15 protein-coding genes are annotated in these 14,020 nt (G+C 74.1%); 4 read left to right on the top strand and 11 right to left on the bottom strand.

Annotated elements, in window-relative coordinates; all coding sequences use genetic code 11:
• Window positions 1-2 precede the first annotated feature (2 nt).
• From trpA to OHA86_RS28785, 7 genes are all read right to left on the bottom strand, one after another.
• On the bottom strand, window positions 3-821 hold the full coding sequence (trpA, locus tag OHA86_RS28810; protein ID WP_329179858.1) for a tryptophan synthase subunit alpha: 819 nt from the start codon (window positions 819-821) through the stop codon (window positions 3-5).
• Window positions 818-2,062 (bottom strand): tryptophan synthase subunit beta, encoded by a 1,245-nt coding sequence (gene trpB / locus OHA86_RS28805; protein WP_329179855.1) that lies wholly within the window; start codon window positions 2,060-2,062, stop codon window positions 818-820. Before trpB ends, trpA begins: the two co-directional genes overlap by 4 nt.
• A gap of 244 nt (window positions 2,063-2,306) precedes the next feature.
• Complete coding sequence (gene trpM, locus OHA86_RS36155) at window positions 2,307-2,384, bottom strand: tryptophan biosynthesis modulator TrpM (protein WP_372442292.1); 78 nt, start codon at window positions 2,382-2,384, stop codon at window positions 2,307-2,309.
• A 738-nt stretch (window positions 2,385-3,122) separates the two neighbouring features.
• Window positions 3,123-3,932: an indole-3-glycerol phosphate synthase TrpC gene (trpC, locus tag OHA86_RS28800; protein ID WP_329179853.1), complete on the bottom strand. Its 810-nt coding sequence runs from the start codon at window positions 3,930-3,932 to the stop codon at window positions 3,123-3,125.
• A gap of 158 nt (window positions 3,933-4,090) precedes the next feature.
• Window positions 4,091-4,537, bottom strand: coding sequence for a DUF2752 domain-containing protein (locus tag OHA86_RS28795; RefSeq protein ID WP_329179852.1), 447 nt, complete (start codon window positions 4,535-4,537; stop codon window positions 4,091-4,093).
• A 143-nt stretch (window positions 4,538-4,680) separates the two neighbouring features.
• Window positions 4,681-4,962: an HGxxPAAW family protein gene (locus tag OHA86_RS28790; protein ID WP_329179850.1), complete on the bottom strand. Its 282-nt coding sequence runs from the start codon at window positions 4,960-4,962 to the stop codon at window positions 4,681-4,683.
• A 108-nt stretch (window positions 4,963-5,070) separates the two neighbouring features.
• The gene (locus OHA86_RS28785; protein WP_443071911.1) at window positions 5,071-5,790 is read right to left on the bottom strand and encodes a TIGR02234 family membrane protein; all 720 of its coding nucleotides are present in this window, start codon (window positions 5,788-5,790) and stop codon (window positions 5,071-5,073) included.
• Window positions 5,791-6,100: 310 nt separating this feature from the next.
• Here OHA86_RS28785 and OHA86_RS28780 point away from each other — a divergent pair, with 310 nt between their 5' ends.
• Complete coding sequence (locus OHA86_RS28780) at window positions 6,101-7,348, top strand: S53 family peptidase (protein ID WP_329179848.1); 1,248 nt, start codon at window positions 6,101-6,103, stop codon at window positions 7,346-7,348.
• 66 nt (window positions 7,349-7,414) lie between these two features.
• Here OHA86_RS28780 and OHA86_RS28775 read toward each other — a convergent pair whose 3' ends face one another.
• A complete protein-coding gene (locus OHA86_RS28775; RefSeq protein ID WP_329179847.1) occupies window positions 7,415-8,920 on the bottom strand; it encodes an anthranilate synthase component I in 1,506 nt (501 codons plus the stop codon).
• A gap of 11 nt (window positions 8,921-8,931) precedes the next feature.
• The gene (gene hisI, locus OHA86_RS28770) at window positions 8,932-9,291 is read right to left on the bottom strand and encodes a phosphoribosyl-AMP cyclohydrolase (protein WP_329179845.1); all 360 of its coding nucleotides are present in this window, start codon (window positions 9,289-9,291) and stop codon (window positions 8,932-8,934) included.
• A 159-nt stretch (window positions 9,292-9,450) separates the two neighbouring features.
• On the opposite strand from hisI, the gene OHA86_RS28765 reads away from it, so the two are divergent.
• Entirely contained in the window at window positions 9,451-10,341 is an 891-nt protein-coding gene (locus OHA86_RS28765; RefSeq protein WP_329179843.1) for a hypothetical protein, read from the top strand.
• 53 nt (window positions 10,342-10,394) lie between these two features.
• Entirely contained in the window at window positions 10,395-11,027 is a 633-nt protein-coding gene (locus OHA86_RS28760; protein WP_329179841.1) for a TIGR03085 family metal-binding protein, read from the top strand.
• A gap of 411 nt (window positions 11,028-11,438) precedes the next feature.
• Here OHA86_RS28760 and OHA86_RS28755 read toward each other — a convergent pair whose 3' ends face one another.
• Together OHA86_RS28755 and OHA86_RS28750 are read right to left on the bottom strand one after the other, a co-directional pair.
• Window positions 11,439-12,677 carry an MFS transporter gene (locus OHA86_RS28755; RefSeq protein ID WP_329179840.1) on the bottom strand — a complete coding sequence of 413 codons (1,239 nt, stop codon included), beginning with the start codon at window positions 12,675-12,677 and terminating at the stop codon, window positions 11,439-11,441.
• A 29-nt stretch (window positions 12,678-12,706) separates the two neighbouring features.
• Window positions 12,707-13,339, bottom strand: a complete 633-nt coding sequence (locus tag OHA86_RS28750; protein ID WP_443071910.1) for a helix-turn-helix domain-containing protein — start codon at window positions 13,337-13,339, stop codon at window positions 12,707-12,709.
• A 70-nt stretch (window positions 13,340-13,409) separates the two neighbouring features.
• Between OHA86_RS28750 and OHA86_RS28745 the strand changes: the two genes are divergently transcribed.
• Window positions 13,410-14,018 carry an O-methyltransferase gene (locus OHA86_RS28745; RefSeq protein ID WP_329179836.1) on the top strand — a complete coding sequence of 203 codons (609 nt, stop codon included), beginning with the start codon at window positions 13,410-13,412 and terminating at the stop codon, window positions 14,016-14,018.
• Window positions 14,019-14,020 lie beyond the last annotated feature (2 nt).

The raw sequence follows: 14,020 nt of genomic DNA, 5'->3' as shown, positions 1-14,020 counted from the left end.
CGTCAGACCCGCTTGCGTACGCCCTCGGCCAGTTCGGCGGCCAGCGCGCGGACCGCCGCGAGCCCGGCGGCCTCGTCACCGTCGGCGTCCAGGATGCGCTGGACGAAGGCCGAGCCGACGATCACGCCGTCGGCGAAGGCGGCGACCTCGGCGGCCTGCGCCGCGTTGGACACGCCCAGGCCGACGCAGACCGGCAGCTCGGTGGTGGCCCGGGTGCGCGCGACCAGGCCGGCCGCCTGCGCGCCGACGCTGGCGCGGGTGCCGGTGACACCCATCAGCGAGGCCGCGTAGACGAAGCCGGAGCCGGCCGCGGTGATCCTGGCCAGCCGCTCGTCCCTGCTGGAGGGCGCGACGACGAAGACGGTGGCCAGGCCGTGCTGCTCGGCCGCCTTCCGCCACCCCTCGGACTCCTCGACCGGCAGGTCGGGCAGGATGCAGCCGGCGCCGCCCGCCTCGGCCAGCTCGGCGGCGAAGCGCTCGGCACCGTAGCGGTCGACCGGGTTCCAGTACGTCATCACCAGCAGCGGCTTGCCCGTCGCCGCGTGCGCCTCGCGGACCGTACGCAGCACGTCGGCGATGCGGACGCCGTTCTTGAGCGCGATGTCGTCGGCGGTCTGGATGACCGGGCCGTCCAGCACAGGGTCGCTGTGCGGCAGCCCGACCTCGACGATGTCGGCGCCGCCGTCGAGGGCCGCCTTGACGGCCGCGATGCCGCCGTCGACGGTCGGGAAGCCGGCCGGCAGGTACGCGATGAGGGCGGCTCGGCCGTCGGCCTTCGCGGCGGCGAGCGTCTCCTGCAGCAGTTCGATGCGCCCGCTCACTTGGCCGCCTCCGCGGTGTCGTACAGCCCGAAGTAGCGGGCCGCGGTGTCCATGTCCTTGTCGCCGCGGCCCGAGAGGTTCACCAGCAGCAGTGCGTCGGGGCCCAGCTCGCGGCCCAGGTCCAGGGCGCCGGCCAGCGCGTGGGCGCTCTCGATGGCCGGGATGATGCCCTCGGTGCGGGACAGCAGCCGCAGCGCCTGCATGGCCGCGTCATCGGTGACGGCACGGTATTCGGCCCGGCCGGCGTCCTTGAGGTACGCGTGCTCGGGTCCGACGCCGGGGTAGTCCAGGCCGGCCGAGATCGAGTACGGCTCGGTGATCTGGCCCTCGTCGTCCTGGAGGACGTACGAACGCGAGCCGTGCAGGATGCCGGGCTCGCCCGCGGTCAGGGTCGCCGCGTGCTCGCCGCTCTCCACCCCGTGCCCGGCCGGCTCGCAGCCGACCAGCCGGACGCCCGCGTCCGGCAGGAAGGCGTGGAAGAGGCCCATGGCGTTCGAGCCGCCGCCGACGCAGGCCACGGCGGCGTCGGGCAGCCGCCCGGTCCGCTCCAGCAGCTGCCGCCGCGCCTCGACGCCGATCACCCGGTGGAAGTCGCGCACCATCGCGGGGAAGGGGTGCGGTCCCGCGACGGTGCCGAACAGGTAGTGCGTGCGGTCGACGTTCGCGACCCAGTCGCGGAAGGCCTCGTTGATCGCGTCCTTGAGCGTGCGGCTGCCGGATGTCACCGACACGACCTCGGCGCCCAGCATGCGCATCCGCGCCACGTTCAGGGACTGCCGCTGGGTGTCGACCTCACCCATGTAGATCGTGCACTCCAGGCCGAACAGCGCGCACGCCGTGGCCGTGGCGACCCCGTGCTGGCCCGCGCCGGTCTCGGCGATGACCCGGGTCTTGCCCATCCGCCGGGTCAGCAGTGCCTGCCCCAGCACATTGTTGATCTTGTGGGAGCCGGTGTGGTTCAGGTCCTCCCGCTTGAGGAAGACCCTGGCCCCGCCCGCCTCGGCCGCGAAGCGCGGCACCTCGGTCAGGGCGCTGGGCCGGCCGGTGTAGTTGGCCATCAGCTCGTTCAGCTCGGCCGCGAAGGCGGGGTCGGCCTTCGCCTTCTCGTACTCGGCGGCGACCTCGTCCACGGCGGCGACCAGCGCCTCCGGGATGAATTTTCCGCCGAACGCGCCGAAGTAGCCCTCGGCGCTGGGGCTCAGACCCTCCGGGTCGGGGAGGAAGAAGTCGTGTTCTGGCATGGGGTGTCCCCTGGTGACGGTGACCATCGGAATATGCCGTACCCGTGCCGGGGTGCGGGCGGATGTGCCTCGCCCCGGACGACGGTGCCGTTTCCTACGGCTGTACGCGGTGCCGCACTTCTGCGGCGGTACGCGGGCGGGTGCGCTCAGCTTTTCTGCGGCTGTACGCGGTGCCGCACTTCTGCGGCTGCACGCGGGCGGGTGCGGTGCCGCGTTCCCGCGGCGGTACGCGGGCGGGTGCGGCTCAGCCGCGGCGCCATCGCCTGCCGTTCACCTGGCCGGGCTCGCACCCGATCACGTACCGCACGCGGCGGCCCAGCACACGGCGGGCCGGGGCGCGGCAGCCGCGGGGGCGGCACCCGGGTGCGAGGCGCGATTCCAATGACACGCCTCGCACTCTACCCCCCGGGCTGCCCCCGTCCCGCCTCGCGGTACTCCCGCGCGAGGGCTCCCCCCTACGCAGGCGGCGCCCATCCGCCGGCCGCGGGCTGCTGGGGGCGCCTCTACGGAACACGGCGCCCGTCCGCCGGCCGCGGGCTGCTGGGGGCGCCTCTACGGAAGGCGGCGCCCTACCAGGGGCGCGGGGAACTGCGCGGCCAGCCACGACGCGCCGTCGCCTGGCGACGACCGCCACCACCGCAGGGGCGCGGGGAACTGCGCGCCCAGCCCCCACCGGCGCGCGGGTCGTCACCGACCCGAAGGGTCTCCTCGGTCCGCTCCGGACCACCGGCCGGTGGTGGGTTGCTCGCGCAGTTCCCCGCGCCCCTTCGGGGCACGACCCGCCGCGCGGACAGCGCGCCCCGGTTGGGGGCTGGGCGCGCCGTTCCCCGCGCCTCTGGTGGGCACCCCCAGCCGAAGGGGACCGTCAGAACCCCGGAGCCCGGGGAGTGGCACCCTCTGCCGAAGAGGAACCGCACACACCCCGCACCCGGGGGACGCGTACCCGCCGACGCAACGGCACCCCGAGCCCCGCGGCAGCGGAGGGGCACCCCCCGGGCCGAGGGAACGCACAACCACCGTGCCCGGGGGAAGCGTGAACCCCCGAGGCGCGGCGGAGCCGTTATTCGCGGCCGGGGCGGAGGGCCGGGTGGGCGCCGGCGGCGACGAGGTCGGCGACGGCGGTGCGGGGGTCGCGCCCGGTGACGAGCGACTCACCGACCAGCACCGCGTCAGCCCCGTCATTCGCGTAGGCGATCAGATCGTGCGGCCCCCGGACCCCGGACTCCGCGATCTTCACGATGTGGTCCGGAATCTCCGGCGCGATGCGCCCGAAATTCCCCCGGTCGACCTCCAGCGTCTTGAGGTCGCGCGCGTTGACGCCGATGATGCGCGCGCCCGCGTCCACCGCCCGGGCGACCTCCTCCTCGTCGTGCACCTCGACGATCGGGGTGAGCCCGATCGACTCGGCCCGCTCGATGAGCGAGACCAGCGCGGGCTGGTCGAGCGCGGCGACGATCAGCAGCGCGAGGTCGGCGCCGTGCGCGCGGGCCTCCCACAGCTGGTAGGCGGTGACGATGAAGTCCTTGCGGAGCACCGGGATGTCGACCTTGGCGCGTACCGCCTCAAGGTCGGCGAGCGAGCCGCCGAAGCGGCGCTGCTCGGTGAGGACGCTGATGACGGCGGCGCCGCCCGCCTCGTAGTCCGCTGCCAGGCCCGCCGGATCGGCGATCGCGGCGAGCGCGCCCTTGGACGGGCTGGAGCGCTTGACCTCGCAGATGACCTTGACGGCGTCGCCGCGCAGCGCGGCGACGCCGTCCCTGGCGTCCCGCGCCTTGGCGGCGCGCTCCTTGAGTTCGTCGAGGGACACCCTGGCCTGCCGGTCGGCGAGGTCTGCGCGGACTCCGTCGATGATCTCGTCGAGCACACTCACGCGGGAGCTCCTCTTCCGGCCGGCCGTGCAGCGAAATGATCGGGCTGGTGGTGGAAACCACCGGCACTGCGATGGTATCGGGCGGCGGCCCGTCACCCCGCATCCGGTGATCGCGGATCCCACCACCTGGACAATCTTGCCCCGCCCCGGCGGACGCCTCAGGGCACGAGCGCCGTACCGAAGGGCAGGTTCCTGATCACGGTGAAGGCCAGCAGCAGCCCGCACAGGGCGTAGAGGACGCCGGGCCGCAGCGCCGGTTCGAAGGCCCTGCCGCGCAGGGCGCGGGTCAACCAGATCACCCAAACGACGGCGAAGACGGCGTATCCGGCGACGGCGGCGGCATTGCAGCCCAGCGCGGTGCCGAGGTGTCCGTGGGCCAGTGCGTGGGCGCCGCGAAGGCCGCCGCAGCCGGGGCAGTAGACGCCGGTGTAGTACAGCAGCGGGCAGGCCGGGTAGTGGCCGGGCCGCCCCGGGTCGACGGCGGCGACGTAGCCGAAGCCGGCGGCGACGGCGCCGAGCACGCCGAGCGGTACGGCCGTTCGGCGCAGCGCGCCACGCCGGGCGGGCCGGCCGGTGGGGGCCGCCGCGGCCCGGTAGGAGGTCACGGCGACGATTCTGCCCCGGTACGCACCGGGGCGCAGCGCGCGGCTGCGCCAGGTGGCGGGGCGACGGGCGGGGTCAGGCGTACGCGACCCGAACACCGAGGCCGGACGGGATCAGGCGTACACGGCCCCCGTGCCGGGCGGGATCAGGCGTGCGCCGCGGCTTCCCCCTGCGGCTGGTCCGCCGGCGGCTGCTCCGCGGTCCGCGCGGGTGCGTTACGCACCTGCGGCTCCTCCTTGCGGCCGAGGCCCATCATCTTCATGATGCCGCCGACCAGCGGGGCGAGCAGGATCACGCCCATGCTGCCCCAGAACGGGACCGGCTGTGCGGCGACCATGAAGACGCCGCCGGCGCAGAAGCCGACGAAGGCGATGATCACTCCGGTCCAGGCGGCCGGGGTGTGTCCGTGGTCGTGGTGGGCCGCCATGAATACTCCCTGATGCTCCCGGTAGGAGGCGTCCGTCGCCTCCCACGTCGTCCCCCATTGTTACGCGCATCGGCGGGCGACCACGCACGGGGGTCGGGCCCGGCGGTACTACCCCGTGGGGTCCTCGCCGCGGTCGAGGGCTTTCCACAGGTCCTCGGCCCGGTCCGGGTCGACGGGCACGGGCCGGCCGGCCGCGGCGGCGGACGCGGCGGCGGACGCGGCGGCCCTGGCGCGGACCGGCCGGCGGGTGCCCGGGCGGTCGTAGCGGCTGGACATCGCGGGCCAGGTCGGGCCGTAGCGCAGCGCGAGCAGTCCGGCGGCGAGCAGCAGCAGGCCGCCGGCGGCGGAGACCAGCGGCCAGGAGGTGGTGCTGGCGTGCGTGGCGGTGGCGTGGGCGAGGCCCGCGGTGGACGCGGCGGCGGAGTCCAGTGCCGCGTGGTCGCCGCGCCGGGCCAGTGCCATGACGACGACGCCGAGCCCGCTGAGGGCGAGCAGCCCCGCGACGGCGTAGCGGCCGGTCCTGCGCACCGCGAAGACGGCGACGAGCGAGGCCAGTGCGACCAGCGCGAGGGCGCCGGGCAGGGCGGTGGTGTCGGTGCCGGTGGCGTGCACCGGGAGGTTGGTCCGGCCGAAGGCGGCGAAGCCGCGCGACCAGGTCTTGCCCGCGGCGACCAGCACCAGGCTCGCGCCGACCGCGCCGGCGGGCAGCGCGGCGGCGAGTGTCCTGACGCCGCCGCGGCGCGGTGTCACGGGCACGTCGGACGGCTCGGCGTCCCGCTCTGCTGCGGGGGCCGGTCCTGGGTGGGGCTGCTGCGGGACGGAGGTCACCCGTCCACTATCCCCTGCCGGTGTCCGGCGGCCTCGGCCGGGGGGACCCAGGGCGGTGCGTACCGGGCGGGGTGCCGCCCCGCGGGATGAACCGGGACAAGCGGATTCCATGCCTCCGCGACAGTCATGAACAGGTCAGGAAAGCGCCAACTCCCGCCAACGGCGGGTAAAGCGGCGGTATAGCTTCCGACTCGTTCAGTACCCCGCCTTGTTGACGTGCGCCGGTCACCATACGTTCGCGGCCATCCCTCCGCTCCCCCAATGAGCGCAGGGGCATCACACACCACACTCCCCCCACAGGAGGCCGCACTTGCACACCCCCCACACCACCCCGCGGAAAGCGAGCCATACATGGCCGGCCCTCATCGCGGCCGCCGGGCTCGCCGCGGCGGGGCTGGTCGCCCTCGCACCGTCCGCCGGCGCGCAGCCGCAGCAGGCGCCCTCGCACCGGCTCACCACGGCACGTTCCTGTTCGGTCAGCACCGCGGTCGACGTCATGGCCTGCAAGGCGCTCAAGGTGACCAGCGGCGCCGACTCCCTCGCGCCCGCGGCGCGTTCCGCGCACCCGGCGGCCATCCCGTCGGGTTACGGACCGACCGAGCTGCGCGGCGCCTACGCCCTTCCCGACACCGGCGGTGACGGCGCCACCGTGGCGATCGTGGACGCCTACGACAATCCCAACGCCGAGGCGGACCTGGCCACGTACCGCTCGCAGTACGGCCTGCCGGCCTGCACCACCGACAACGGCTGCTTCCGCAAGGTCGGCCAGAGCGGCGGCGCCACGCTGCCGGTGCCCGACCCGGGCTGGGCCGAGGAGATATCCCTCGACCTGGACATGGTCAGCGCGACCTGCCCGGCCTGCCACATCCTGCTGGTCGAGGCGGACAACTCGGCGATGACCAGCCTCGGCGAGTCCGTCAACACCGCGGTGGCGCTGGGCGCGAAGTACGTGTCGAACAGCTACGGCGGCGGCGAGTCCGGCGCCGACAGCAGCTACGACAGCCAGTACTTCGACCACCCGGGCGTGGCCATCACCGTCAGCTCGGGCGACGCGGGCTACGGCGTGGAATACCCGGCCGGCTCGCAGTACGTGACCGCGGTCGGCGGCACCTCGCTCCAGCAGGACACCAGCGCTCGCGGCTGGTCCGACACGGTGTGGGGCGGGGCGGGCTCCGGCTGCTCGTCCTACGACCCCAAGCCCGCCTGGCAGCAGGACGGCGAGTGCGCCGGCCGTACCGTCGCCGACGTGTCCGCGGTCGCCGACCCGGCCACCGGTGTCGCGGTCTACGACACCTACGGCAACGACCGCGGCTGGGAGGTCTTCGGCGGCACCAGCGCCTCCGCGCCGATCATCGCCTCGGTCTACGCGCTGGCCGGGCAGCCGTCCGAGGGCTCGTACCCGGCGTCCTTCCCGTACGCGCACGGCGGCGGGCTGAACGACGTGGCGAGCGGTACGAACGGCGAGTGCGCGGGCTCGTACCTGTGCACGGGCGTCGCCGGTTACGACGGGCCGACCGGCCTGGGCACCCCCGACGGCGTGGCGGCCTTCGCGGGCTGACACGCGGGCGACGGGCGGGGCGGGCATGGCGGCCGCCCCGCCCTCGCGCGTCCTGGCACGGGTGCCTCAGCCGTGCATCACGTTGGCGGTCGCGACCGCCCGCAGCACCGCCGCCGCCTTGTTGCGGCACTCGGCGTCCTCGGCGGCCGGGTCGGAGTCCGCCACGATGCCCGCGCCCGCCTGCACATAGGCGACGCCGTCGCGCAGTACCGCGGTACGGATCGCGATGGCGGTGTCGGAGTCGCCCGCGAAGTCCAGATAGCCGATGCAGCCGCCGTAGACACCGCGCCTGGTGGGCTCCAGCTCCTCGATGATCTGCATGGCGCGCGGCTTGGGCGCGCCCGACAGGGTGCCGGCCGGGAAGCACGCGGTGAGCACGTCGAAGGCGGTCCTGCCCGCCGTGACCTGCCCGGTGACGGTCGAGACGATGTGCATGACGTGCGAGTAGCGCTCCACCGACATGAAGTCGACCACCTCGACGCTGCCCGGCTCGCACACCCGGCCAAGGTCGTTGCGCCCGAGGTCGACCAGCATCAGGTGCTCGGCGCGCTCCTTGGGGTCGGAGAGCAGCTCCTCGGCGAGCGCCGCGTCGGCCTGCGGGGTCGCGCCGCGCGGCCGGGTGCCCGCGATCGGGTGCAGCATCGCCCGGCCGTCCTCGATCTTGACCAGCGCCTCGGGGCTCGACCCGACCACGTCGAAGCCGTCGAAGCGCAGCAGGTACATGTACGGCGACGGGTTGGTCGTCCGCAGCACCCGGTAGACGTCGAGCGCGCTCGCGGTGCACGCGGTCTCGAACCGCTGGGAGGCCACCACCTGGAAGGCCTCGCCCGCGTGGATGCGCTCCTTGATGTCGTCGACCGCGGCGGTGAACTCCTCGCCGCCCCAGGCCCAGCTGACCGCGAAGTCGACCGACTCCGGCAGCGCGGTCGGCTGCTGCGGTACGGCCCGGGCCAGGTCGGACTGCATCGCGTCGAGCCGGGCGACCGCGTCGGCGTAGGCCTCGTCGACGCCGGTGTCCTCGTCGTTGTGGTTGATCGCGTTGGCGATCAGCAGCACGGTGCCGTCCCAGTGGTCGAGCACCGCCAGGTCGGAGGTCAGCAGCATGGTCAGTTCCGGCAGCCGCAGCGTGTCGTGGGTGCTGTCCCCGATCCGCTCCAGGCGGCGCACGATGTCGTAGCCCAGGTAGCCGACCATGCCGCCGGTGAAGGGCGGCATGCCGGAGGTGAGGTCCCGCGGGGTGTGCAGCGCCTCGACGGTGGCGCGCAGCGCCGCCAGCGGATCGCCGTCGGTGGGGACGCCGACCGGCGGGCTGCCGAGCCAGTGCGCCTGCCCGTCGCGGGCGGTCAGCGTCGCGGCGGACCGCACGCCGACGAAGGAGTAGCGCGACCAGGACCCGCCGCCCGCCCCGCTGTTGGAAGCGGTGTCGGCCGATTCCAGCAGGAAGGTGCCGGTCCGCTCGGCGGCGAGCTTGCGGTACAGCCCGACCGGCGTGTCGCCGTCCGCGAGGAGCCGGCGGCTGACCGGGATGACACGGCGGTCCACCGCCAGCTTGCGGAACGTATCGAGGTCCATGGCCGCAGACACTACTGGCCCGGCGCGGGCAGCAGGACGGCGGAATCGAAGCAGGTCCGGTCGCCGGTGTGGCAGGCCGCGCCGACCTGGTCGACCTTCACCAGCACGGTGTCGCCGTCGCAGTCCAGCGCGACCGACTTCACGTGCTGGACGTGACCCGAGGTGTCGCCCTTGACCCAGTACTCACGGCGGCTGCGGCTCCAGTACGTGCAGCGGCCGGTGGTCAGCGTGCGGTGCAGCGCCTCGTCGTCCATCCAGCCCAGCATCAGCACCTCACCGGTGTCGTACTGCTGGGCGACAGCGGGCACCAGGCCGTCGGCGGTGCGCTTGAGTCGGGCGGCGATGGCGGGGTCGAGCGAGGTCGCGGGCATGCGTCCATCATGCCGCCGAACGCGGCGGCGGCGGAAATGCGGTGTCCGGATGCTGAAAATCGTCAATAACCGGCAAAGGGGATAGGCGGATTGACCCGTCACCCACCTGTCGCAGGGTTGTTACCCGCCGACGTCACCCGTATGGGGCATCCTTCCACCATGGGTTTTCCTCCACCGCCGCACAATGGTCCGCCGCCGCCCCCTGAGCAGGGTGGCGGTTTCGGGCCGCCACAGGGCTTCGGCCCGCCGCCCCCGCCCAACGACGGATACGGTCCGCCGCCGCCCAACGACGGATACGGCTACCCGCAGCAGGGCGGCGGTTACGGCCCGCCCGCGCCGCCGGGACCGCCGATCCCGCCCGGCGGGAACTACGGCTACCCCGGCGGCTACCCGGGCGGCGGCTACCCGCCGCCGCAGCCGCCGAAGAACAACACCACGCGCAATGTGCTGATCGCGGTCGGGGCCGTCGTCGTGGTCGGCGCGATCGTCGCCGGCATCGCCGCCTCCAGCGGCGGCGGCGACGGCAAGCCGAGCGCCAAGGACACCACGACGGTGCCGTCGCTCACCGCGATGCCGACCGTGCCGACCGTCCCGACGCCCAGCTTCACCCTTCCCACCGACTTCCCGAGCCTCGACCTGCCGACCGACTTCCCGTCGGTCACCGACGACCCGCAGCCGTCGGAGACGGACGGGAAGGAGGTGCCGTACGTGTCGGTCGCGCCCGGCAAGTGCTTCAACGCGCCCTCGATGACGCACACCATCGACGCGGTCACCACCGTGTCGTGCACCGCGGCGCACGACGCGCAGTCGATCGCGAACAAGACGCTGTCCGGCAGCTTCACCGACGACCAGGCGATCGAGGACAAGGCATTCGCCCTGTGCAAGTCCGACGCCAACAAGCACGTGCCGGCCGACGGGCGCACGTACTACGAGTACGTGCTGTACCCGCAGCTGATCACCTATCAGCTCCAGGGCCGCAAGACCATCACCTGCGCGCTCAGCCTCAACGACGGCTCGAACAACAAGAAGCTGCACAGCAAGCTGAGCTGAGCCGACGGGCGGGGGAAGCGGACGCGGCGCCCGCGGGTCGTTAACCTGGACTCATGACGACCCATGCACAGCGTGAACGTCTGCTCCTCGCCGACCTGCTGGAACATTCCGGCCCCGACGCGCCGACCCTGTGCGAGGGCTGGACCGCCCGGGATCTGGCCGCACACGTCGTGGTACGCGAACGCCGCGGTGACGCTGCCGCGGGGCTCATCGTCCCGCAGCTCGCGGACCGGCTGGAAAGAGTGCGCGGCGAATACGCGCGGCGGCCGTACGAGGAACTGATCCGGCTGATCAGGACCGGGCCGCCGCGCTTGTCGCCCTTCGCGCTCAAGCAGCTGGACGAGGCGTCCAACACCGTGGAGTTCTACGTCCACACCGAGGACCTGCGGCGGGCCCAGCCGGACTGGACGCCCCGCGGGATCGACCCGGTCTTCGCGGACGCGCTCTGGTCCCGGCTGGAGCGGGCGGCTCGCGTCCTCGGGCGGCGCTCGCCCGTCGGCCTGGTCCTGCGCCGGCCCGACGGGCAGACCGTGGTCGCCCACCGCGGCTCGCCGGTCGTGACGGTCACCGGCGAGCCCTCGGAGCTGACCCTCTTCGCCTTCGGCCGCCAGGCCGCGGCGGATGTCCTCGCCGAGGGCGAGAAGTCGGCGGTCGCCGAGGCGTATTCCGCTCGCCTCGGCGTGTAGCCGGTCCCCCCGCCCAGCCCCCGCGGGGAGCCCCGGCCCCTTCCCCCGGGTGCAGGGCCGGCCGCACAGCTCCCCGCGCCCCTGGGTGACTGCCCCGTGCGGTGCGTGCTTGTCGGCCGCGCCCTTCCCCGTGCCCCCTTCGGGGCTCGTCCTCCGCCGCGGAGGGCGCACGTCAGGAACGCGGTTCCTCTGCCGCAGAGGGCAAGCGTTCTCAGGGGCGCGGGGAACCGCGCGACAAGCCACGACGGACCGTCGTGTGCAAACGGGCGGCCACCGCCCAAGGGCGCGGGGAACCGCGCGCCCAGCCACAGTGCAGCGGCACGGTGAACGCCACAGGACGTGGCAACCCCTGGGCGCGGCCAGCCGAGGCGCACCGCACGTGCGACGGTCACCCGGGGGCGCCGAGATAGCTCACCCGCAGGGAAGTTCGGCGGTGCGGACCGGGGGGAGGAGGGCGGTGAAGGCACCGCCCAGGGCGGCGAGTGCGGCGCTGGCCAGGAAGACGGGGGGCGCCCCGAAAGCCCCGACAGCCGCCGCGAAGAGCGGATAGGCCAGCGGGGCCAGCCCGAATCCGGTGAGGCTCATGACGGATGTGACCCGGCCGAGGTACGCCGGATCGGTGGCGGTCTGGATGAGCGCGGCGGCCAGCCCCCCGCAGACCCCGCAGATGAGCCCGGCCAGGAAGGCCACGCCCACCGCGGCGGCGAGCACCTGGGCGACGCCGATGAAGCCGACCGCCGCCGACCCGGCGAAAAGCGTGCCGATCTGGACGGCCCCGGCCCGCCGCACCCGGCCGCGTACGGCCAGCAGCAGCGCGCTGGCCGCGGCGCCCGCGCCGAACGCCGCGATGATCCAGCCGTATCCCGCGGCTCCCCAGCCGCGCTGGTCGGCGAGCAGCACCATGCCGACGTTGAGCGGCCCGACCAGGCCGAGTTCGCACAGCGCGCCCGACAGGACCAGCGGGCCGACCAGCCGGTGGCGGCGGATGTAGCCGAGCCCGTCGCGCAGCTCCTGGAAGGCGGGCGCCCGCGCCGCGGGGGGCAGCGGGGCGATCCGGGTGGTGAGCAGCAGCGGGACGGAGGTCGCGAAGAGCACCCCGGCCACGGTGAAGGCCGCCGCGGCCCCGCCCAGGCCCATCGCGAGCCCGCCGATCGGCGGCCCCGCGACGGTGCCCAGCCGTACGGTCAGCGCGCGCAGGCCCTGGAGGCGTACCAGCTGGCCGGGAGTGGTGATCCGGGGCGGCAGCGCGCCGACCGCGGGCATGAACAGCGCGTCGACGGCGCCGAAGACCAGGGCCACCGCGACCAGCAGCCACAGTCCGGGCGTGGCCAGCGCGAGCGTGCCGGCCGCGGCGAGGATCAGCGCGCAGCGGACGGTGTCGCTGCCGATGACCACCAGGCGCGGGCCGAAGCGGTCGGCGACCACTCCCCCGCCGAGCATCAGGACGGCCCGCGGCACCGCGCCCGCGGCCATGACCAGGCCGACCTGGGCGGGCGGTGCGACCTTGGCGGCGGCGAAGCCGAGGGCGACGAAGTAGACGGAGTCGCCGAGCAGGGACGCGGTGTAGGCGGTGAGCCAGCGCAGGACGTTGCCGTCCCGGTACGCGGGCCTGCCGGCGGAGTCGGTTGCGGGTGTCGCGGTCGCCGTCATGGACCGGCCTTCCTCGGTCGGGGTCGGGCTCAGGGTCGGAAGGGGAAGCCGTACATCTGGACCGCCACGTGCTCGCGGCCCTCGGTGTTGCCCGCGTCCTCCGCGGCCTGGCCGCGGTCGGTCCAGCGCTGCATCAGCTCGCCGATCTCGTCGGCCATCTCCTGGAGCTCCGCCGCATTGAGCAGCGGCATGAATTCGGAGCTGAAGGACGCGTTGGTCCACTCGCGGGGCCAGGCGGACAGCTGGTCAAGATACTGCTGGTAGCGCTCGGCCCGGGTGGCGAGCAGCTGCCGGGTGACCTGGGCGAGGACGGCGGCGCCTTCCGGCCGGTCGTCGAAGTCGGCGCTGCGGAAGGAGAATCCGCGTTCCGCCGAGACCTTCCACCAGCGTTCTCGGCCGTCCGAGCCGTGCTCGGGGGCCTCCACGATGAAGCCGTGCGCGGCCATCTTCCGCAGGTGGTAGCTGACCAGCGAGACCGCCTCGTCGACCTGGTCGGCCAGGTGGGAGGCGGTGGCGGTGCGGGCGGTGAACAGCGCGCGGTAGAGCCGGATGCGCAGCGGGTGGGTGAAGACCTTGAGGGCGTCGAGGTCGGTGATGCGCTGGGTGCGGTCCTGATCGTTCACAGCACCGAGGCTAGACGTGCAACAAAAGTTGCGCAACATGATTTGCGCAATCTTTCTTTCTTACCTGATCGCACCCGTCCGCACCGGGCGTCCCGGCAGGATGGCCGCCATGTCCCTCGACGGCACCCGCGCGCACCTCAGTGGCCCCGGTGATCTGCCGCCCCTGGTGGAGCGCGCCGCCCGCACCGCGACCCGGCTCGGCTTTCCCTACTCCTGCCGGCCGGAGCAAGGCCGGCTGCTGCACGCGCTCGCGGCGGGCGCGGAGCGCATCGGCGAGACCGGCACCGGATGCGGGGTGGGGCTGGCCTGGCTGGTCTCCGGCATGCGCAACGGCGCCACCGCGGTCAGCGTCGAGAGCGACGCCGACCGCGCGGGGGCGGCGGCCGGCCTGTTCAGCGCGCTCGCGCCCTGGGTGACCGTGCGGCACGCCGACTGGACCGCGATCGCCGAGCACGGCCCCTTCGACCTGCTCGTCCTCGACGGCGGCGGCCAGGGCAAGGCGGACGGTGCCGCGGCCGACCCGGCCGCCCTGCTGCGGCCGGGCGGCGTCCTGGTCATCGACGACTTCACCCCGTCGCGGGGCCGCCCGCCCGTCCACGACGGCCGGCCGGACACCGCCAGGCTGCACTGGCTCGGCCATCCGGCGCTGCGCGCGGTGGAGGTCCCGCTGGCCCCGGACCTCGCGGTCCTGGTCTGCACGAGGACCGCGGCGCGGTAGGC

Origin of the sequence: Streptomyces sp. NBC_01477 (genome assembly GCF_036227245.1) — a bacterium.
GTDB lineage: Bacteria > Actinomycetota > Actinomycetes > Streptomycetales > Streptomycetaceae > Actinacidiphila.
The sequence above is the reverse complement of the archived record's forward strand: the minus strand, read 5'-3'. Positions and strand labels throughout refer to the sequence as shown.

Coding starts and splice junctions, on each gene's coding strand:
- OHA86_RS28760 (WP_329179841.1), top strand. CDS start 10,395: ATGACGACCCATGCACAGCGTGAACGTCTGCTCCTCGCCGACCTGCTG.
- trpB (WP_329179855.1), bottom strand. CDS start 2,062: ATGCCAGAACACGACTTCTTCCTCCCCGACCCGGAGGGTCTGAGCCCC.
- OHA86_RS28765 (WP_329179843.1), top strand. CDS start 9,451: ATGGGTTTTCCTCCACCGCCGCACAATGGTCCGCCGCCGCCCCCTGAG.
- OHA86_RS28790 (WP_329179850.1), bottom strand. CDS start 4,962: ATGGCGGCCCACCACGACCACGGACACACCCCGGCCGCCTGGACCGGA.
- OHA86_RS28775 (WP_329179847.1), bottom strand. CDS start 8,920: ATGGACCTCGATACGTTCCGCAAGCTGGCGGTGGACCGCCGTGTCATC.
- hisI (WP_329179845.1), bottom strand. CDS start 9,291: ATGCCCGCGACCTCGCTCGACCCCGCCATCGCCGCCCGACTCAAGCGC.
- OHA86_RS28745 (WP_329179836.1), top strand. CDS start 13,410: ATGTCCCTCGACGGCACCCGCGCGCACCTCAGTGGCCCCGGTGATCTG.
- OHA86_RS28755 (WP_329179840.1), bottom strand. CDS start 12,677: ATGACGGCGACCGCGACACCCGCAACCGACTCCGCCGGCAGGCCCGCG.
- OHA86_RS28750 (WP_443071910.1), bottom strand. CDS start 13,339: ATGTTGCGCAACTTTTGTTGCACGTCTAGCCTCGGTGCTGTGAACGAT.